Source organism: Intrasporangium calvum, assembly GCF_028446585.1.
In the GTDB taxonomy this organism is placed as follows: Bacteria; Actinomycetota; Actinomycetes; order Actinomycetales; family Dermatophilaceae; genus Intrasporangium; species Intrasporangium calvum_A.
On record NZ_JAPFQL010000071.1, the window covers coordinates 1 to 19,431 of the forward strand.

Genomic DNA, 19,431 nt, shown 5'->3' on the forward strand with positions numbered 1-19,431 from the left:
CGGCCCAGCGGCATACGGCATCGGCTTGTCCTGACGGTGGACCTCAGAGGAAGGCGCTGATCCCCGTCTCGGCGCGGCCGATGAGGAGCTTCTGGATCTGCGACGTGCCTTCGTAGAGCGTCATGACCCGGGCGTCGCGCAGGTACTTCTGCATCGGGTACTCGTCGATGTAGCCGTAGCCGCCGAACGCCTGGAGCGCTCCGTTCGCCGCCCGCACGGCCGCCTCCGACGCGAAGTACTTCGCCTTGGACGCCTCGACGCCGAAGGGTTCGCCCCGCTCGATGAGGTCGGCGGCCCGCCACGTGAGCAGTCGGGCGGCATCCACGTCGACGGAGATGTCGGCGATGATGTCCTGGATCAGCTGGAACGACGCGATCGGCCGGCCGAACTGCTTGCGCTGCGTCGTGTAGGCGACGACCTCCTCGAGGCAGCCCTGGATGATCCCGGTGCAGCCCGCGCCGACGGACACGCGGCCCTTGTCGAGCGAGTGCATCGCGATCTTGAAGCCCTCGCCCTCCTCGCCGAGGCGCGCGGACTCCGGCACCCGCACGTCGGTGAGGAAGATCTCGGCGGTCGCCTGGCCGCGCAGCCCGAGCTTGCCGTGGATCTCGCGCGCCTCGAAGCCGGGCGTGTTCGTCGGCACGAGGAAGGCAGAGACACCCTTGGGGCCGTCGCCGCCGGTCCGGGCGAAGACGAGGCACACATCGGCCCAGGTCCCGTTGGTGATGAAGATCTTCTGCCCGCTGATGACGTAGTCGGACCCGTCGCGGCGCGCCCGCGTCCGGAGGCTGCCCGGGTCGGACCCGTTGTCCGGCTCGGTGAGGCCGAAGCAGCCGAGCAGCGTGCCGTTCGCGATGCCCGGCAGGTACTGCTGCTTCTGCTCCTCGGTGCCGTGCGAGAGGATCACCTTGCCGACGAGGCCCATCGACACGGAGACGATGCCGCGCACCGAGGAGTCCGCCCGGCCGAGCTCCTCCATCCCGATGCAGTAGGTGATGTAGTCGCCGCCGAGCCCGCCGTACTCCTCGGGGATGGTCAGCCCGAAGAAGCCGATCTCGCCGAGCTTCGGGATGATCGCCGTGTCGACGGACTCCCGGCGGTCCCACTCGGCTCGGTGCGGGACGACCTCCTTGTCGAGGAACTCTCGGGCGAGCGCCTTGAAGCCGAGCTGGTCCTCGGTGAGGGACAGGTCCATGGGGTTCTCCTGCGGGTCCGAAGGTGCGTAGGTGGGTGGGCCTCAGCGCCCGGTGAACTGGGCGGGGCGCTTGCCGAGGAACGCGGCGGTGCCCTCGGCCTTGTCGCTGCTCTCGTAGAGGACGGCCTGGGCCAGCCGCTCGATCACCTGGCCGGTGCGCTGGTCGGTGTCCATGCCGGCGCGGACGACGAGCTTGGCCAGCCGCGTGGCGAGCGGGCCACGAGCGAGGATCGTCGCGGCGGTCGTCCGAGCGGTCGCGATCAGGTCGGCCGGGTCCGCGACGGCGGTGACGAGGCCGATGCGCTCCGCCTCCGGCGCGTCGACCATCCGCCCGGTGAGGATCATCTCGACGGCTCGGCCCGTGCCGACCAGCCGCGCGAGCCGCTGCGTGCCGCCCGCGCCGGGCAGGACGGACAGCGCCGTCTCGGGAAGCCCGAGCCGGGCCGTGGCGGAGGCGATCCGGATGTCGCACGCCATGGCGAGCTCACAGCCCCCGCCGAGCGCGAAGCCGTTGATCGCGGCGATGGTCGGCTTGGGGAACTCCTCGACGAGGTCGAACAGCCGCTGCAGATCGGAGGCGAGCGCCGTCTCCTTGGTGTAGCCGGCGACTTGCGCAATGTCGGCGCCCGCGATGAAGGCCTTCTCGCCGGAGCCGGTGAGCACGACGGCCCCGACGGAGTCGTCGTCGCGTGCTCGCTCCAGGACCGCGCGCAGGTCGAGCTGCACCTGCCGGTTGATCGCGTTGCGGACCTCCGGCCGGTTGAACGTCACGATCAGGACACCGTCGGTGACCTCCGCGAGGATCGTCTCGAAGGGTCCGTACGATGCTGGGCTGGCTTGCGTGCTCATCCGTGCTCCTCCCGTCAGACCTTCTCGAGCAGGAGGGCGGCGCCCTGGCCGACACCGACGCACATGGTGGCGACGGCCCGGTCGGCCCCGCGGTCGGCCAGCTCGATGGCCGCGGTGAGGGCGAGACGGGCACCGCTCATCCCGAGCGGGTGGCCGAGGGCGATGGCGCCGCCGTTGGGGTTCACGTGCTCGGCGTCGTCGGGCAGGCCGAGCCCGCGGAGGACGGCGAGCGACTGAGAGGCGAAGGCCTCGTTGAGCTCGAAGAGGTCGATGTCGCCGACCTCAAGGCCGGTGCGGGTGAGCAACGCCTTGACCGCGGGGTCGGGGCCGATGCCCATGACGCGCGGCTCGACGCCGACTGACAGGGACGTGGTGATGCGGGCGAGCGGCGTCAGGCCGTACTCGGAGACCGCCCGCTCGGACGCGACGAGCAGCGCCGCGGCGCCGTCGTTGACCCCGGAGGCGTTACCTGCCGTGACGCTGCCTCCGGGGAAGATCGGCCGAAGCGCGGTGAGCGCCTCGAGCGAGGTCTCGCGGGGGTGCTCGTCGGTGTCCACGACGGTCACGGCACCCTTGCGGCCCGGGACCTCGACCGGGACGATCTCGCGGGCGAGGCGACCGGACGCGATGGCCGTGGCCGCCCGCTCCTGCGACCGCAGCGCGAAGGCGTCCTGGTCCGCGCGGGAGATGGCGTAGTCGTCGGCGACGTGCTGGGCCGTGCCGGGCATCGAGTCCGTGCCGTACAGCTGGTCCATCTTCGGGTTGACGAAGCGCCAGCCGATCGTCGTGTCGTGCACCTCAGCGCGGCGCGACCACGCCGCGTCCGGCTTCGGCATGACGAGCGGCGCCCGGGTCATGCTCTCGACGCCACCGGCGATCATCAGGTCGGCGTCACCGGCCCGGATCGCACGGGCGGCCGCGCCCACGGCGTCGAGCCCCGATGCGCAGAGCCGGTTGACCGTGATGCCAGGGACCTGGACGGGCAGGCCCGCGAGGAGCCCGGCCATCCGGGCGACGTTGCGGTTGTCCTCGCCTGCTTGGTTGGCGCACCCGAGGATCACGTCGTCGACGCGTCCCCAGTCCACGGACGGCAGGCGCTCGACGAGGCTCGAGAGGGCGTGGGCAGCGAGGTCATCGGTGCGCACGGGAGCGAGCCCAGCGGCATACCGCCCGATGGGGGTTCGGACGCCGGCGACGAGGTAGGCAGTGCTCATGCCTGCTCACCCGCGTAGCGGTCGCGCAGGGCGTACTTGAGGATCTTGCCGCTCGGTGTCCTCGGCAGCTCGTCGAGGACGTCGAGGCGCTCGGGCCAGTACTGCCGGGCCACGCCGCGCTCGCGGAGGAAGTCCTGCATGTCCTGGAAGGACAGGGTCGCGCCGGGCTTGAGGGTGACGCAGGCGACGGCGCGCTCCTGGAGGCGCTCGTCCGGCATCCCGACCACAGCGACGCCCTCGATGCGCGGGTCCTCGTAGAGGGCGTTCTCGACGTAGACGACCGGGATGTTCTCGCCGCCGCGGATGATGACGTCCTTCGTGCGCCCGGACAGCTTCACGTAGCCGTCCTCGTCGATCATCGCGAGGTCGCCGGTGTCGAACCAGCCGCCCTCCTCGAAGTTGGCCCGGGTCATCTCGAGGCGCTTGGCATAGCCGACGAAGAGGAACGGCCCGCGCACCTGCAGGCGGCCCTCCGTGCCCGCGGGGACGCGGGTGTCGGAGTCGAGCTCGACCGTGCGGATCTCCATGCCGGGCCACGGGTAGCCGTCCGTCTCGACGATCTTGTCCTCGGGATCGTCGGGACGGCTCAGCGTGACGAGCGCGTTCTCGGTCTGTCCCCAACCGCCGAGGACGTGCAGGTGCGGCAGGAGATCCTTGGCGAGACGGACGAGCGCCCGCGGGATCGGCGCGCCCATGCAGCAGAAGCGGACAAGGGTGTCGATGTTGTGCTCGGCGATGCCCTCGACGGAGAGCACGTCGTGGAGGAAGGGAGTGGCCGCCGACGTGTAGGTGACGCCGTGCCGCTCGACGAGGTCGATGAAGGCCTTCGGGTCCCAGACGTCCTGGAGCACACCGGTCGCGCCGTTCTGCACGGGCAGCCTTGCCCCGTAGAGGAACCCGGTCAGGTGGGCCAGGGTCGAGGCCATGTGGATCACGCTGTCGGGCGTGATTCCGAGCCGCTCGGGCAGCGGGTTGTTCGCCGCGACGACCGTGTTGTGGGTGTGCATGACGCCCTTGGGCTCGCCAGTCGTGCCCGAGGTGAAGATGAGCAGCGTCACGTCGTTGGGGTCGGGGCGCAGCGCGGCGAGTGACGCGGGGTCGCGGCGCTCCTCCCATGGGGTCGCCATGAACTCCTCCCACGAGTCCGGCGAGCTCGGCCCGCCGACGACGAGGACCCGCTCGAGGGACGGCCACTGAGGGCGCAGCTCGTCGATCATCGCGACGTAGTCGAAGCCGCGGAAGTCACGCGGGACGACGACGAGCTTCGACTCGGCCAAGGCCACCATGAAGCTGATCTCGCGGGCCCGGTAGATGGGGATGAGCGGGTTGCTGATGGCTCCGATCCGGGTGCAGGCGTAGTGCAGGACGACCCAGTCGATCCAGTTGGGCAGCTGGAACGACACGACGTCACCCGGCTTGACGCCCGTCTCCAGGAGACCGAGGGCGCACCGGTCGACCTCGGCGCGCAGCTCTCGATAGGTGACCTGTCGCCGGGAGTCGATGAAGGCGACCTTGTCCGGGGTGCGCTCGGCCCAGTCGTCGAGATAGTCGGTGATCGTCCGCCCGACCCAGTAGCCGGCGTCGGTGTACGTGGCGATCAGCTCGTCGTTGAGGATCGTCTCGAAGGTCATGTCAGGTCCGTTCAGCTCATCGTCAGGCCGCCGCTGACGCTCAGCGTCTGGCCCGTGACGTAGATGGAGTCGTCGGACGCAAAGTAGGCCACGGCGCCGGCGACGTCGTCGGGCTGGCCCAGGCGTCGCAGCGGGATGGCCTTGGTCAGGGCGTCGCGCAGGCCCTGGTTGTCGCCGGCGAACTCGGCGAACAGCTGGGTGTCGGACGGTCCCGGGCAGATGACGTTGACGCGCACCTGCTTGCGGGCCATCTCGCGGGCCATCGACTTGGTGAACGCGATGACGCCGCCCTTGGCCGCGGAGTAGACGGCCTCGCCGGACGAGCCGACCCGGCCGGCGTCCGAGCTGATGTTGACGACCGAGCCGGAGCCCTGCTCGGCCATGATCGGCAGCACCGCCTTCATCGTGTGGAGCACGCCGTAGAGGTTGATCCCGATGATCCGTGGCCACAGTTCCTGCTCGAGGTCGAGGAACGGGGCGGCCTTGTCCCAGCCGGCGTTGTTGACGAGGACGTCGACGCGCCCGTGCTGGTCGCGCACGGCGGCGACCATCGCCTCGACGGAGGCGTAGTCGGACACGTCGCAGCCGAGCCCGAGCGCGCCGTTGCCGGTCTGCGCTGCGATCTCCTCGGCGGCCTCCTTCGCGCCGGCCTCGTTGACGTCGGTGACGACGACGGTCGCGCCCTCGGACGCGAGCCGCTCGGCGATGCCGCGGCCGAGGCCACGGGCGGCGCCCGTGACGATGGCGATCTTGCCTTCGAGCCTGTTCATGATGGTTCCTTCACACAGTCGATGGGGTATGCCGCTGGGCTGGCTTCGCGTCAGGGCGCGTACTTCCGGCCCAGCAGGTTGCGGGAGATGACGAGCTTGGAGACCTGCGCCGTGCCGTCGCCGATCTCGAGGCCGATGACGTCACGGAGGCGCTGGCCGACCTTGTGCTCGGTGGAGTAGCCGACGTGCCCGATGGTCAGGAGGCACTGGTGGATGACGTCGGCGGCGAGCTTGGGGGCCCAGAACTTCGCCATCGCCGCCTCGGCGCTGTGCTCGCGGTCGTGGTCCTTGCGCCACAGCGCCTCGAAGCAGACGTGACGTGCGCCCTTGAGATAGGTGGCTGCCTCGGCGAGCGGGAACGAGACGCCCTGGAACGTGCCGATCGGTGCGCCGAAGGCCTCGCGGTCACGGGACCACTGGATCGCCTCGTCGAGGCTGGCCTGGGCGGCGCCGATGCAGAGCAGGCCGATGATCGCGCGCGAGTAGTCGAAGCCCTGCATGACCGAGACGAAGCCGCCGCCCTCCTCGCCGATGAGGTCGTCCCGGGTCACGGGGGTGCCGTCGAAGTGGAGGCTGGCGCGACCGATGGCGCGGCTGCCGAGGTCGTCGAAGGCGCTGCGGCTGACGCTCGGGTGGGCCAGGTCGACCCAGAAGGCGCTGACGCCGCGGGCGCCGGGGCCGCCCGTGCGGGCGAGGACGACGGCGCGGTCGGCCGCCATGCCGAGGGTGATCGACGTCTTCTCGCCGTGCAGAGTCCAGCCGGTGCCGTCCGCGGTGGGCGTCGCCTTCAGCTCGAGGCTGGCGGCATCCGTGCCGTGGCCGGGCTCGGTGATGCAGATGCAGGGCACCGTCTCGCCGGTGGCGATGCCGGGCAGCCAGGCCGCCTTCTGCTCGTCGGTGGCGTTGCGGACGATGATGTCGCTGATCAGCGCGGTGTTGATGATGAGGTAGCCGGCGTTGAAGTCCTCGCGGCCGACCTCCTCGGCGGCGATGCCGGCGATGACGGCGGTCGCCTCCTGCCCGCCGTACTCCTCCGGGATGCGCAGCCCCGTCAGGCCCATCCCCGCCATGTCGAGCGCCAGCTGGCGGCGGAACTCCGCAGCCTTGTCGTCCGACTGGTAGTGCGGCGCCAGCGTCTTCACGGCGAACTTGCGGACCTCCTGGGCGTAGGTCTCCTGGTCCTCGTCGAACGCGTAGTGCATCGGACTCCTTCGTCACTCAGTGCCGGTCGGGATGGACGGGGGTGCCGTCGCTCAGTGCCAGTTGACCTTGCTGCCGAACTCTGGCTTGCGCTTCTCGGCGAAGGCGGCGGCGCCCTCCTTGCCCTCGTCGGAGGCGACGAAGAGATCGAGCGCGGTCATCGCCATGTTGGAGAACCCGGCCTGGTGGTCGGTGTCGGCGTTGAAGGACTGCTTGAGGAACTTGATCGCTGTCGGGCTCTTCTCGGCGACCTCCGCAGCCCAGGCCTTGGCCTCGGTGAGCAGCTCGGCGGAGGGGACGACCTTGTTGACGAGGTTCATCGCCAGTGCTTCCTGCGCGTCGTAGATCCGGCACCAGTACCAGATCTCGCGGGCCTTCTTCTCGCCGACGACGCGCGCCAGGTAGGCGGAGCCGAACCCGGCGTCGAACGAACCGACCTTCGGGCCGGCCTGGCCGAAGCGGGCGGTGTCCGCGGCGATCGAGACGTCGCACAGGACGTGGAGGACGTGGCCGCCGCCGACGGCGACGCCGTTGACCGCGGCGATGACCGGCTTGGGGATGTCTCGAATCAGCTTGTGCAGGTAGCCGATCTCGAACATGCCCGACTCGCTCGGCCCGTAGTCGCCGGTCTCGGCGCGCTGCTTGACGTCGCCGCCGGTGCAGAAGGCCTTCTCGCCGGCGCCGGTGAGGATGACGGACCGGACTGCGCGGTCGGCCCAGGCGCTGCGGAAGGCCTTGATCAGCTCGTCGACGGTCTTGGCCCGGAAGGCGTTGTAGCGGTCGGGGCGGTTGATCGTGATGATCGCCGCACTGTCCTCGATGACGTAGGTGATGTCCTCGTAGCTGCTCATTCGACGGGCTCCGTTGCTTGTTGAATGGACGTTCATTCATTAATGTAGGGACCAGAGCGGAGCGCCGTCAATGGTCTCGACGGAATCCGGTGACGCGAGGAGGACGATGTGGTGGCGACCGCGACCGCTCGGCAGCAGCGCACGCAGCGCCGCCGGGCCGAGATCATCTCGGCGGCGATCGAGCTGTTCCAGGAGCGCGGCTTCCATGCAGCAACGACGCACCAGGTCGCCGAGCGGGCGGGCCTCAGCGTGGGCCTCATCTACCAGTACTTCGGCAACAAGGAAGATCTGCTCCGCGCGGTCATCGTGGACATCCTCGGCGAGTTCCGGGACCGCATCCCGGTGGAGATCGCCGCTTCCGGCGCCGACCCGGTGGCCCGCTTGCGGGCGGGCTATCGGGCGTACGTCGCTGTCATCGACGAGAACCGCGACGGCACCCTGCTCACCTACCGCGAGGGCCTGACCCTCGCTCCCGACGGTCGCGAGGAGATCAAGAAGCTCGAGATCGAGACGGCGGCACCGCTGCGTGACGTCATCCTCGAGGGAATGGCCTCAGGAGCGTTTGTCGATGTCGATGTCGACCTCGTCGTGCACAACCTCATCCTCAGCGCGCACGGCTGGGCCCTCAAGCACTGGCGCCTGGCCAAGTCCTATGACGTCAGCTCCTACGCCGACGCCCAGCTCGACCTGCTGCTGCGCGCCATCCGCCCCTGACGGCGCACCCCCAAACTCGAGTGGCCCCGGCATCCACACCTGGGGTGTGCACACCGGGGCCACTCGAGTTCCCCGCTACGTCGAGTGGCCCCGGTATCCACACCTGGGGTGTGCACACCGGGGCCACTCGAGTGAGGTGGGGAGGGCGCTTACTGCACGCGCTCCCACCCGCGGCCGGGGGCCCGGGAGCCCACGCCGGTGCCCTCGCGCTCGTCCTTGGTGCGGTAGACGATGTAGGGCCGGGTGATGTAGCCGACCGGCGCCGAGAAGACGTGCACCAGACGGGTGAACGGCCACAGCGCGAAGAGGAAGAACGCCACCAGCGCGTGCAGCTGGAAGCCGAACGGCACATCCGTCATCAGGCTGGCATCCGGCTGGCCGTAGAAGATCTGCCGGAACCACACGGACACGCTCTCGCGGTAGTTGAACGAGTGGCCCTCACTCCCGCCGAGCCCGAAGATGCTCGACGCGATGGTGTTCCACATGCCGAGGACGATGACGAGCGCCAGGAAGAAGTACATCGTCTTGTCCATCGGCGTCGTCGCCGAGAAGACCGGGCCGACCGTGCGGCGGCGGTAGATCAGGATGACGAGGCCGACCATGACCATGATCCCGGAGATCATGCCGCCGATGACGGCGACCCAGTGGTAGGCCGTCTCGCTGATCCCCACCGCGTCGGTCCACGTCTGCGGGATGAGGAGGCCGATGATGTGGCCGCCGACGACGCCGAGCAGGCCGAAGTGGAAGAGCGGGCTGCCCCAGCGGAGCAGTCGCGACTCGTAGAGCTGCGAGCTGCGGGTCGTCCAGCCGAACTTGTCGTAGCGGTAGCGCCACCAGTGGCCGACGACGAAGACGGCGAGGCAGATGTACGGGAAGATCACCCAGAGAAAGGTGCTCATGAAGGGGCTCCTACGGGGATGCTCGGGCCGAGAACAGTGGTATGCCGCTGGGCTGAGTGGTCGTTGAGGCGCGGGTCGAGCGCGTAGCCGTCCAGACCCACCTCCTCCTGGGGCGGTCCGGCCTCGATGAGGCGGGCCACCGCGGTCAGGCCGTCGCCGTCCAGCTCGGGCAGCGTCGCGCGGAGCGCCTCGATGACCGCGGCCCACGGGGAGCTGCGGTCATCGAGTGCCACCTGCAGCATCTCGATGCCGGCGCGGTAGTCCCCGAGCAGCTTCCACGCCGCCTCGCGGTCCGCCGTGGCACCGAACTCCAGGACGACCCCGAGGTGGTCGGGCAGCTCGTCGGCCGAGAGCTCGACCCCGGACTTGGCGAACGCCTGCTTGAACTGCACGAGCGCGACGCCTCGGCGCCGGGTGTCACCGAACGAGAAGTACGTCAGGTAGAGACAGCACTTGCGGGTGTAGTCGAACGTCTCGACGTACTCGCGCTGGACGGACTGGAGGGGCTGGGAGGCCACGTGGTCGAGGAACGAGCCCAGCGGCATACGGACTGAGTCGGGGAGCGGAGCGATCGCCCGCCTGATCAGCGCGTGCTGGGCGACGGACTCCTCGCTCGGGTAGTCGAGCAGGAGCGACACCACCTGCCAGGCCGCCTGCAGCTGCCCGTCGGGCAGCCGCGGCGACTGGGCCTTCGCGGCGCGTCGGAACGGGTTCACTGGTCCTGCTTCTTCCGGTGCGGGAACAGGCCACGCGGCGCACCCTTGCCGTCCCAGTTGAGCAGGTTGACCCGGCCCCGCTTGGAGCCGCCGCCGACGAGCTGGTCGGACTGCTGGCGCTCCTCGAGCATCCGGAAGTTCTCGACCGCGACCGGGGTCAGGTCACCCGAACCCTCGCCGAAGACACCGGTCGTCGGCTCGTAGTCGAAGTCGACCGGGCACTCCGTCGCGAGCTCCTCGAGACCGTGCGCCTGCTCGACGTGGGCCGTCGGGATGACGTAGCGGTCCTCGTACTTGGCGATGGCGAGCAGGCGGAACATCTCGTACATCGACTCGGCGTCCATGCCCACGGCCTCGGCGATCGACTCGTCGGGGTCGCCGCCGAGGTTGATGTCGCGCATGAAGGACCGCATGGCCGCGAGCTTGCGCAGCACGTCGTTGACCGGGCCCACGTCACCGGCGGTGAAGAGGTTGGCGAGGTACTCGACGGGGATGCGCAGCGCCTCGATCGCGGCGAACAGGTTGCCCTTGTCCTCCGCGTCGTGGCCCGTGTCGCGGACGACGTCGACGACCGGCGACAGCGGCGGGATGTACCAGACCATCGGCATGGTGCGGTACTCCGGGTGCAGCGGCAGGGCCACCTTGTAGTCCTGGATGAGCCGGCGGACCGGGGACTTCTTCGCCGCCTCGATCCAGTCGAGCGGGATCCCGGCCCGCTCGGCCTCGCGCGCCACCTCGGGGTCGTTCGGGTCGAGGAAGACGCTGCGCTGCGCCTCGTAGAGGTCGTGGTCGTTCTCCACCGACGCGGCCTCGAGGACGCGGTCTGCGTCATAGAGCATGAGGCCGATGTAGCGCAGTCGCCCGACACACGTCTCCGCGCACACGGTCGGGATGCCGACCTCGATGCGCGGGTAGCAGAACGTGCACTTCTCGGCCTTGCCGGTCTTGTGGTTGAAGTAGACCTTCTTGTAGGGGCAGCCAGAGACGCACATGCGCCAGCCGCGGCACTTGTCCTGGTCGACCAGGACGATGCCGTCCTCGCTGCGCTTGTAGATCGCGCCACTCGGGCACGACGCCGCACAGCTCGGGTTGAGGCAGTGCTCGCAGATCCGCGGCAGGTAGAACATGAAGGTCTGCTCGAACTCGAACTTCACCTTGTCCTCGATGCCCTTGAGCATCGGGTCCTTGGCGGCGTGCTCGCGGCTGCCACCGAGGTCGTCGTCCCAGTTGGCCGACCACGTGATGTTCATCTGCTTGCCGCTGATCAGCGACTTCGGCTTCGCGACCGGGAAGGTGCTCGTGGAGGGGGAGTTGAGCAGCGTGGCGTAGTCATAGGTCCACGGCTCGTAGTAGTCCTCGATCGAGGGCAGCTTCGGGTTGGAGAAGATCGTCGCGAGCTTCTTCCACCGGCCGCCCGCCTTGAGCGTCAGGCGACCGTTGGACTTGCGGACCCAGCCGCCCTCCCACGTCTCCTGGTCCTCGTAGGTGCGGGGGTAGCCGAGACCGGGGCGGGTCTCGACGTTGTTGAACCAGACGTACTCGGTGCCGGCGCGGTTGGTCCACGCCTGCTTGCACGTGACGGAGCACGTGTGGCAGCCGATGCACTTGTCGAGGTTCATCACCATCGCCATCTGGGCCATGATCTTCATTGCTGTGAGTCCTCCGTGGCTCAGTACTCGACGGGCGCCGTGCGGCGACGGATCATGGTGACCTCGTCCCGGTTGTTGCCGATCGGGCCGATGTAGTTGAAGAAGTAGGCCAGCTGGGCGTACCCGCCGACGATGTGGTTGGGCTTCAACAGGATTCGCGTGAGGCTGTTGTGGATGCCGCCGCGCTTGCGGTCCCGCTCGGTGAGCGGCACGTCGATGAGCCGGTCCTGGGCGTGGTGCATGTAGACCGTGCCCTCCGGCATGCGGTGGCTGACGATGGCCCGGGCCGCGACGACACCGTTGCGGTTGACCATCTCGATCCAGTCGTTGTCCCGGACCCCGATCTTCTCCGCGTCGCGGTCGCTCATCCAGACGGACTGGCCGCCGCGCGACAGCGAGAGCATGAAGAGGTTGTCCTGGTACTCCGAGTGGATCGACCACTTGTTGTGCGGCGTCAGGTAACGCACCGAGACACCGAGCTCGTTCTGCTCGCCGATCGGGTGCTCACCGAAGAGCGTCGTCATGTTGAGCGGCGGTCGGTAGACCGGGAGCATCTCGCCCATCCCGATGAACCAGTCGTGGTCGACGTAGAACTGCTGCCGGCCCGTCAGCGTGTGGAACGGCTTGCTCCGCTCGATGTTGATCGTGAACGGGCTGTAGCGGCGGCCACCCGACTCCGATCCGGACCACTCCGGTGACGTGATGACCGGGACCGGGGCGATCTGGGTGTCGGCGAAGGTGATCTGCTTGCCCTCGTGCTCGGCCGCGAGGTCGGCGAGCTGGGTGCCGGTGCGCTTCTCGAGGAACTTGAAGCCCTGCGTGGCCAGGTGGCCGTTGGAGACCCCCGCGAGGTGCAGGATCGCGTCGGCCATCTGCACGTCGGTCTCGACCTTCGGCTGACCGTTGCCGGCGCCGCCGTGCTGCACGCCGTTGCGGCCACGGAGGATGTCCATCTCCCGCTTGACGTCGTAGGCGACGCCCTTGGTGAGCATGCCGACCTTCTCCATGAGCGGGCCGATCGAGGTCATCTTGTCGTAGATGGCCGTGTAGTCCCGCTCGGCGACCGCGAGGACGGGGAGCGTCTTGCCCGGGATGGGCTCGCACTCGCCGGCCCGCCAGTCCTTGACCACTCCGTGCACCGTGGCCATCGCCTCGGGGGTGTCGTGCCAGAGCGGCTTGGCGATGACGTCCTTGCGGGTGCCGAGGTGCTCGACCGCCAGGTCGCTGAACTTCTTGGCGACGGCCTTCCACGTCTCCCAGTCCGACTTCGTCTGCCACGGCGGGTTGATCGCCGGGTTGAACGAGTGGATGAACGGGTGCATGTCGGTGGTGCTGAGGTCGTGCTTCTCGTACCACGTCGCAGCAGGCAGCACGACGTCGCTGAAGATCGTCGAGCTCGTCATGCGGAAGTCGATCGTCATGAGCAGGTCGAGCTTGCCCTCGCGGGCCTCGTCGGCCCACTCGATCGTCGCCGGACGCTGGTCCGGGCCGGCCTCGTCGGCGGTGGCCGCGCTGTCGGTGCCGAGCAGGTGGCGCAGGAAGTACTCGTTGCCCTTGGCCGAGCTGCCGAGCAGGTTCGAACGCCAGAGCGACAGGATGCGCGGGTAGTTGTTCTCCGCCTCCGGGTCCTCGACCGCGAAGCGCAGCTTGCCCTCCTTGAGCTGCTGAGCGACGTAGGCCGGGGGCTCCATGCCAGCGGCAGCCGCCTCGTCGGCGAGGTCGAGCGAGCTGCGGTCGAAGGTCGGGTAGCTCGGCGTCCACCCGAGGCGCACGGACTGGGCCAGCAGGTCCATCACGCTCTTGCCGGCGAAGACGCCGGTGCCCGAGTCGAGGTCGTCGGCCGTGAAGGTGTCGTAGCGGTACTGGGAGGTGTGGACGTACCAGTACGCCGTCTGGTTCATGTGCCGCGGCGGGCGCTGCCAGTCGAGGGCGAAGGCCATGTGCTGGAAGCCCATGATCGGCCGGATCTTCTCCTGGCCGACGTAGTGGGCCCAGCCGCCGCCGTTGCGGCCCTGCGTGCCGGTGATCGTCGTCAGCAGGAGGATCGCGCGGTAGATCTGGTCGCTGTGGAACCAGTGGTTGGTCCCGGCGCCGAGCAGGATCATCCCGCGGCCGTTGGTGTCGATCGCGTTCTGCGCCCACTCGCGGGCGAGGCGGGTGACCTGCTCGGCAGGAACGGACGTGTGCTGCTCCTGCCATGCCGGGGTGGCCGGCACGGACGGGTCGTCGTAGGCGGTCGGCCAGACGCCGGGCAGGCCCTCGCGGGCGACGCCGTACTGGGCGAGCAGCAGGTCGAACACCGTCGTCACGACGCGGTCTCCGACCCGGCGGACCGGGACGCCGCGCGTCTCGTAGGCCACCTTGCCGTCGGAGGAGTCGAAGCGGGGCAGCTCGATCTCCACGGTGTCGTCGTGGCGGCCGTGCAGGGTGAGCGCCGGGTCGAGGTCGCCCAGCTCGAGGTTCCACTTGCCCAGGCCCTCGTCGCCGTAGCGGTCGCCGATCGAGCCGTTGGGGATCGCGACCTCGCCGGTGGCTGCGTCGAAGATGGCCGGCTTCCACATGGCGTTCTCGGAGTCGGACTTCGGGCCGCCCTCCATGTCGCCGGCCACGAGGTACTTGCCGGCCCGGTAGGCGCCGTCCTCGCCCGGGACGAGGCTGATCAGGTAGGGCAGGTCGGTGAACCGCTTGTTGTAGTCGGTGAAGAAGGGGACCTGCTGGTCGACGAAGAACTCCTTGAGGATGACGTGCCCCATCGCCATCGCCAGGGCTCCGTCGGTGCCCGGGGCCGTGGTGACCCACTCGTCGGCGAACTTGACGTTCTCGGCGTAGTCGGGCGCGACCGCGAGGACCTTCTGGCCGCGGTAGCGGGCCTCGGTCATCCAGTGGGCGTCGGGGGTGCGGGTCATCGGGACGTTCGAGCCCCACATGATGAGATAGCCGGCGTCCCACCAGTCACCGGACTCCGGGACATCGGTCTGGTCGCCGAACATCTGCGGCGAGGCGTTGGGCAGGTCGGCGTACCAGTCGTAGAAGGAGAGCATCGGCGCGCCGACGAGCTCGAGGAAGCGAGCACCGGACGCGTAGGACACCGGCGACATGGCGGGGATCGGCGAGAAGCCGGCGATGCGGTCGGGGCCGAAGCGCTTGACCGTGTAGACGTGGGCCGCGGCGACCAGCTCGGTCACCTCCTCCCACGTGGCGCGGACGAGGCCGCCCTTGCCGCGGGCCTGCTTGTAGCGGCGGGCTTTCTCGGGGTCCTCCACGATGGAGCCCCACGCCAGCACCGGGTCTCCGCCGTGGGCGGACTTGGCGGCGCGGTACATCTCCAGCAGGACGCCGCGCACGTAGGGGTAGCGCACCCGAGTGGGGGAGTAGGTGTACCAGCTGAAGGCGGCGCCGCGGGGGCAGCCGCGCGGCTCGTAGTCGGGGCGGTCAGCCCCGGGGCTCGGGTAGTCGGTCTGCTGGGCCTCCCACGTGATGATGCCGTCCTTGACGTACACCTTCCACGAGCAGGAGCCGGTGCAGTTGACGCCGTGGGTGGAGCGCACGACCTTGTCGTGGCTCCAGCGGTCCCGGTAGAAGGCGTCGCCCGTGCGCCCGCCCTTGGCCTCCAGGCTCCGCTTGTCCTCGGACACCGTCGCCTTGGTGAAGAACCTGCGAGTTCCGACGAGGGCCTCGCTCAAGGGGCCGTCGAGCCCCGTCTCGGTGAGGCCGGTCGAGGTGGTCATGGGTGATCTCCTTGTCGAGGCGGGTGGTTGAGCGAGGTTGGGTGCTCGAAGCTCGAGTGTGTGGTCAGGGCGGCGATGCAGAGGCTGGGCGCGACGAAGGGAGTCAGGCCGACCTCGGTCGACTCCTCGCCGAGCGCGTCGAGGACGCCCTTGATCAAGCCGCGGTGGATGCCGCAGACGACGGCGGTGTTGTCCTTGGCCAAGGGCAGGAAGGGGCAGTCGTGCAGGGCGACCCGGGCCGTGCGGCCGTCGTTGGTCGTCGAGACCTCGGGGCTGTAGCCCCACTCGCGGAGCAGGTCGACCATCTGGCCGATCTTGCCGAGCCACTGTCCCGGTGAGCGTGCCGGCTTCTGCCCGAGGAGCCCGCCGTGCCCGTCGAGGACGTGCCGCCGGCCCCAGCGGGCCCCGGCCTCCTCGGGGGAGTGGGGCATGTCGTCCCCGCCCGAGCTGAGGGTGTCGACCAGGAGCTCGGTCAGCATGCGGTAGGACTGGTCGGAGGTGACCTGGCCGAGGGAGCCGTGCTCGATGGCATAGAGCTTGCGCGGCCGACCGGCTTCCTTCCGGCGCTGGAACGAAGACCTCAGCAGTCCCGCGGAGACGAGCTGGTCCAGGTGGAACCGGACCGTCGTCACGTGCAGACCGAGCCGGTTCGCCAGGTCCTGCGCCCGCAGACCGGGGTGGGGGATCACGGCGCCGCTCTCGGGGTCCACGCCCGTCGGGAGGTTGGCCAACGTGTCGACGATGGTCCGGCGAACGGGTGAGCCAAGCAGATCGGTGCCGGCACCGGCGTTCACACTCGCGGTTTGTGCCACAACCCCGCCCTTCAATTAGCGAACACTTCTATGACGTAATTTAGAGGAACGCCGTTCCTCCATCTAAGCACGTTTGCCGGGCTGTGGTGGCGACGGATTGTACGGATCGGAAAAGTCCGTCCAACCTCGTCGCAACCCGCCTCGGAATGGAGGATTTCCCCATAGTGTGAGGCGCATCCCGTCCCGGCGAACTTGCACGCAGAGCAATCTACTACGTAACGTAGTTGACCGTCGACCCCGGGTGCTGAATGATGGACCGAGGGATTGAGCGGGTCGACCGTCCCTCAAAAGCTGCCCCCATTAAACGGAGATATTCCGCCAAAAAGACGGAGACACAATGAGCGGCTCATCGGCAGGATCCTCGGGGCGTACCCGGGTCCTCGTGATGTCGACGACTGCCTTCACCGTGATGTTCGCGGTGTGGATGATGTTCGGCATCCTCGGCATCCCGATCCAGAAGGAGCTCGGTCTCAGCGACGTCGAGCTCGCCTGGGTCTCGGCGGTCGCCATCCTCAACGGTTCGATGTGGCGCCTGCCCGCAGGCATGCTCACCGACCGGATCGGTGGCCGCAAGGTCACCATCGCGATGCTCTTCGCGACGGCCGTCCCGGCCTACCTGGTCTCGCAGGCCACGAGCTACCTGATGCTCCTCATGCTCGCCTTCCTCGTGGGCTTCGCCGGCAACCTCTTCTCGGTCGGCATCGCCTGGAACGCCGCGTGGTACCCCCGTGAGCGGCAGGGCTTCGCCCTCGGGGTCTTCGGTGCCGGCAACGTCGGCGCCTCGGTGACGAAGTTCATCGGCCCGGCCATCATCACCGGGACCGCGGGGGCCACCTACGCCTTCGGTGTCGAGGGTGGCTGGCGACTCGTCCCGGCCCTCTACGCCGTCCTGCTCGTCGTCATCGCGGTCCTGACCTGGGTCGTCACTCCGCACCACGACCAGATGCCCGGCCGGTCACAGTCGATCTCCACGATGCTCAAGCCGCTCGGGGACATCCGGGTGTGGCGCTTCGGCCTCTACTACGTCGCCGTCTTCGGCGCCTATGTCGCCCTCTCGGTCTGGCTGCCCAAGTACTACGTCGACAACTTCGGTGTCGACCTCTGGACGGCGGCGCTGCTCACGGCGACGTTCATCTTCCCCGCCTCCCTGCTCCGCCCGGTGGGCGGCTGGTTCAGCGACACGTTCGGCGCCCGGCGCGGCATGTACTTCACCTTCACGGTGATGCTCGTCATGAGCGGCCTGCTGATGATGCCCAACGGGCACCTCGTCATCCAGCAGGCCGACGGCTCCGAGACCGAGCACTGGAACTACAGCATGGGTCTCGTGCCGTTCGTCATCCTCGTGTTCCTCCTGGGCTGTGCGATGGGCATCGGCAAGGCTGCGGTCTACAAGCACATCCCGGAGTACTTCCCGAGGAGCGTCGGCCCGGTGGGCGGTCTCGTCGGGATGCTCGGTGGCCTCGGCGGGTTCTTCCTCCCGCCGCTGTTCGCCTACACCAAGGGCTGGCTCGGCTTCGCCTCCAGCACCTTCCTCGTCATCTTCCTGCTGACGTTGGCGTGCGCCCTCTGGATGCACTGGACCGTCGTGCACATGCTGCACGAGGGCTCGCCACACCTGTCCGACTACTTCGAGCCGCCGCCGGCGCACAACCCGGACATCGACGCGGTTCACACCACCAGCACCGACACCCACCCCAACCCCGCGTCCACGGTGGACGCTGAGAAGCAAACGACGGAGGCACGCGCATGACCACCAACGCCACAGCCCGCCCCAAGGGGGAGTGGCTCGAGGCCTGGGATCCCGAGAACGAACAGACGTGGGACAAGGGGCTGGCCTGGCGCACCCTGTGGGTCACGACGTTCGTCCTCACCCTCGCGTTCATCGCCTGGTTCCTGCCGAGCGCGATCATCCCGAAGCTCAACCTGCTCGGCTACGAGTTCACCAAGGGTCAGCTCTACTGGATGGCGGCCATGCCCGGCCTCGCCGCTGGTCTCCTCCGCCTCGTGTGGATGGTCCTGCCGCCCATCATGGGCACCCGCAAGATGGTGTCGCTGACGTCGCTGCTGCTCATCGCGTCGACGCTCGGCTGGGGCGTCCGTGTCCAGAGCCCGACGGCGCCGTACTGGGAGCTCATGGTCCTCGCCTTCCTGGCCGGCATCGGCGGCGGCGCGTTCTCCGGCTTCATGCCGAGCACCTCGTACTTCTTCCCGCGGCGGATGCAGGGCACGGCCCTCGGCCTGCAGGCCGGCATCGGCAACTTCGGCGTCTCGATCGTCCAGCTGCTGACGCCCTACCTCATCGCGATCGGCGCACTCGGCGTGTTCGGCGGCAGCCAGATGCTCGAGATGCCGGGCAAGCCGACGCAGGAGGTCTGGTACCAGAACGCCTCGTTCGTCTGGATCCCGCTGATGATCGTCGGCGCGATCCTCGCGTGGACGATGCTCAAGTCGGTCCCGGTCAAGGCCAACATCAAGCAGCAGTTCGACATCTTCAGCAACCAGGACACCTGGTGGATGACGCTGCTCTACATCATGACCTTCGGCACGTTCTCGGGTCTGTCCGCGCAGTTCGGCCTGCTCATGGCCAACCTCTACGGCATCGGCAACAGCGAGATCGTCAAGGGCGCCGGCGCCTCGGCGACGCTCCTCATCGACGGCTATGCCGTGCCGGACGTCGTCAAGTACGTCTTCCTCGGCCCGCTCGTCGGTGCTGGTGCCCGCGTCCTCTTCTCGCCCCTGACGGACCGGATGGGCGGCGCCAAGTGGAGCCTCGTGTCGGGGCTCGGCCTCATCGTCTCGATCGCCTACACGATCCCGGCGCTCACCCCGGACACCTCGTCGGCTGCGACGCTCGACGCCGGCTTCACCCGTTTCCTCTGGGGGATGCTCGCGATCTTCCTCTTCGCGGGGATCGGCAACGCGTCGACGTTCAAGCAGATGCCGATGATCTTCGAGCGCCGCCAGGCGGGCGGGGTCATCGGGTGGACCGCGGCCATCGCGGCCTTCGGACCGTTCCTCTTCGGTGTGGGCCTCACGATCATGTCGCCGCCGGCCTTCTACATGGTCGGCATCGCCTGGGCCGTCATGTGCGTCGCGATCATCTGGTGGCGTTACGCGCGCCCCGGCGCTCCCAAGCCGGGCTGAGCGGGGATCACCACCATGCTGTATGCCGCTGGGCTCGTCCCGCACGAGCCCAGCGGTCC

Annotated in this window: 15 protein-coding genes; 3 read left to right on the forward strand and 12 right to left on the reverse strand. The window is 68.7% G+C overall.

What is annotated here, in order from left to right; genetic code table 11:
- Window positions 1-43: 43 nt before the first annotated feature.
- Genes OO014_RS14750 through OO014_RS14780 form a run of 7 tightly spaced genes read right to left on the reverse strand, consistent with a single transcriptional unit; the run spans window position 44 to window position 7,710 of the window.
- Window positions 44-1,195, reverse strand: coding sequence for an acyl-CoA dehydrogenase family protein (locus OO014_RS14750; protein ID WP_272463088.1), 1,152 nt, complete (start codon window positions 1,193-1,195; stop codon window positions 44-46).
- Window positions 1,196-1,237: 42 nt separating this feature from the next.
- The gene (locus tag OO014_RS14755) at window positions 1,238-2,044 is read right to left on the reverse strand and encodes an enoyl-CoA hydratase/isomerase family protein (RefSeq protein ID WP_272463089.1); all 807 of its coding nucleotides are present in this window, start codon (window positions 2,042-2,044) and stop codon (window positions 1,238-1,240) included.
- 14 nt (window positions 2,045-2,058) lie between these two features.
- Entirely contained in the window at window positions 2,059-3,258 is a 1,200-nt protein-coding gene (pcaF, locus tag OO014_RS14760; RefSeq protein ID WP_272463090.1) for a 3-oxoadipyl-CoA thiolase, read from the reverse strand.
- The gene (locus OO014_RS14765; protein WP_272463091.1) at window positions 3,255-4,889 is read right to left on the reverse strand and encodes an AMP-binding protein; all 1,635 of its coding nucleotides are present in this window, start codon (window positions 4,887-4,889) and stop codon (window positions 3,255-3,257) included. The genes pcaF and OO014_RS14765 overlap by 4 nt, the downstream gene beginning before the upstream one ends.
- An 11-nt stretch (window positions 4,890-4,900) precedes the next feature.
- The gene (locus OO014_RS14770) at window positions 4,901-5,659 is read right to left on the reverse strand and encodes an SDR family NAD(P)-dependent oxidoreductase (protein ID WP_272463092.1); all 759 of its coding nucleotides are present in this window, start codon (window positions 5,657-5,659) and stop codon (window positions 4,901-4,903) included.
- Between the two features lie 50 nt (window positions 5,660-5,709).
- The gene (locus OO014_RS14775; RefSeq protein WP_272463093.1) at window positions 5,710-6,861 is read right to left on the reverse strand and encodes an acyl-CoA dehydrogenase family protein; all 1,152 of its coding nucleotides are present in this window, start codon (window positions 6,859-6,861) and stop codon (window positions 5,710-5,712) included.
- 51 nt (window positions 6,862-6,912) lie between these two features.
- Window positions 6,913-7,710 carry an enoyl-CoA hydratase-related protein gene (locus OO014_RS14780; protein ID WP_272463094.1) on the reverse strand — a complete coding sequence of 266 codons (798 nt, stop codon included), beginning with the start codon at window positions 7,708-7,710 and terminating at the stop codon, window positions 6,913-6,915.
- A gap of 111 nt (window positions 7,711-7,821) precedes the next feature.
- Between OO014_RS14780 and OO014_RS14785 the strand changes: the two genes are divergently transcribed.
- Window positions 7,822-8,424, forward strand: a complete 603-nt coding sequence (locus tag OO014_RS14785) for a TetR/AcrR family transcriptional regulator (protein ID WP_272463095.1) — start codon at window positions 7,822-7,824, stop codon at window positions 8,422-8,424.
- A 149-nt stretch (window positions 8,425-8,573) separates the two neighbouring features.
- Here the strand turns inward: OO014_RS14785 and narI are convergent, their stop codons facing one another.
- Genes narI through OO014_RS14810 form a run of 5 tightly spaced genes read right to left on the reverse strand, consistent with a single transcriptional unit; the run spans window position 8,574 to window position 16,210 of the window.
- Complete coding sequence (gene narI / locus OO014_RS14790) at window positions 8,574-9,323, reverse strand: respiratory nitrate reductase subunit gamma (RefSeq protein ID WP_272463096.1); 750 nt, start codon at window positions 9,321-9,323, stop codon at window positions 8,574-8,576.
- Complete coding sequence (gene narJ / locus OO014_RS14795; RefSeq protein WP_272463097.1) at window positions 9,320-10,039, reverse strand: nitrate reductase molybdenum cofactor assembly chaperone; 720 nt, start codon at window positions 10,037-10,039, stop codon at window positions 9,320-9,322. Before narJ ends, narI begins: the two co-directional genes overlap by 4 nt.
- Entirely contained in the window at window positions 10,036-11,688 is a 1,653-nt protein-coding gene (gene narH / locus OO014_RS14800; protein WP_272463098.1) for a nitrate reductase subunit beta, read from the reverse strand. Before narH ends, narJ begins: the two co-directional genes overlap by 4 nt.
- Before the next feature lie 20 nt (window positions 11,689-11,708).
- Window positions 11,709-15,416: a nitrate reductase subunit alpha gene (locus OO014_RS14805; RefSeq protein WP_272463099.1), complete on the reverse strand. Its 3,708-nt coding sequence runs from the start codon at window positions 15,414-15,416 to the stop codon at window positions 11,709-11,711.
- The gene (locus tag OO014_RS14810) at window positions 15,413-16,210 is read right to left on the reverse strand and encodes a helix-turn-helix transcriptional regulator (RefSeq protein ID WP_272463100.1); all 798 of its coding nucleotides are present in this window, start codon (window positions 16,208-16,210) and stop codon (window positions 15,413-15,415) included. Before OO014_RS14810 ends, OO014_RS14805 begins: the two co-directional genes overlap by 4 nt.
- A 403-nt stretch (window positions 16,211-16,613) precedes the next feature.
- Here OO014_RS14810 and OO014_RS14815 point away from each other — a divergent pair, with 403 nt between their 5' ends.
- Together OO014_RS14815 and OO014_RS14820 are read left to right on the forward strand one after the other, a co-directional pair.
- Window positions 16,614-17,978, forward strand: a complete 1,365-nt coding sequence (locus tag OO014_RS14815; protein ID WP_272463101.1) for an MFS transporter — start codon at window positions 16,614-16,616, stop codon at window positions 17,976-17,978.
- Window positions 17,975-19,372, forward strand: a complete 1,398-nt coding sequence (locus OO014_RS14820; protein WP_272463102.1) for an MFS transporter — start codon at window positions 17,975-17,977, stop codon at window positions 19,370-19,372. Before OO014_RS14815 ends, OO014_RS14820 begins: the two co-directional genes overlap by 4 nt.
- Window positions 19,373-19,431: the final 59 nt, after the last annotated feature.

Excerpts from the sequence above, each read along its gene's own strand:
- OO014_RS14765 (WP_272463091.1), bottom strand. The coding sequence starts at position 4,889 with ATGACCTTCGAGACGATCCTCAACGACGAGCTGATCGCCACGTACACC.
- OO014_RS14775 (WP_272463093.1), bottom strand. The coding sequence starts at position 6,861 with ATGCACTACGCGTTCGACGAGGACCAGGAGACCTACGCCCAGGAGGTC.
- OO014_RS14755 (WP_272463089.1), bottom strand. The coding sequence starts at position 2,044 with ATGAGCACGCAAGCCAGCCCAGCATCGTACGGACCCTTCGAGACGATC.
- OO014_RS14770 (WP_272463092.1), bottom strand. The coding sequence starts at position 5,659 with ATGAACAGGCTCGAAGGCAAGATCGCCATCGTCACGGGCGCCGCCCGT.
- OO014_RS14815 (WP_272463101.1), top strand. The coding sequence starts at position 16,614 with ATGTCGACGACTGCCTTCACCGTGATGTTCGCGGTGTGGATGATGTTC.
- OO014_RS14820 (WP_272463102.1), top strand. The coding sequence starts at position 17,975 with ATGACCACCAACGCCACAGCCCGCCCCAAGGGGGAGTGGCTCGAGGCC.
- OO014_RS14750 (WP_272463088.1), bottom strand. The coding sequence starts at position 1,195 with ATGGACCTGTCCCTCACCGAGGACCAGCTCGGCTTCAAGGCGCTCGCC.
- pcaF (WP_272463090.1), bottom strand. The coding sequence starts at position 3,258 with ATGAGCACTGCCTACCTCGTCGCCGGCGTCCGAACCCCCATCGGGCGG.
- OO014_RS14805 (WP_272463099.1), bottom strand. The coding sequence starts at position 15,416 with ATGACCACCTCGACCGGCCTCACCGAGACGGGGCTCGACGGCCCCTTG.
- OO014_RS14780 (WP_272463094.1), bottom strand. The coding sequence starts at position 7,710 with ATGAGCAGCTACGAGGACATCACCTACGTCATCGAGGACAGTGCGGCG.
- narH (WP_272463098.1), bottom strand. The coding sequence starts at position 11,688 with ATGAAGATCATGGCCCAGATGGCGATGGTGATGAACCTCGACAAGTGC.
- narI (WP_272463096.1), bottom strand. The coding sequence starts at position 9,323 with ATGAGCACCTTTCTCTGGGTGATCTTCCCGTACATCTGCCTCGCCGTC.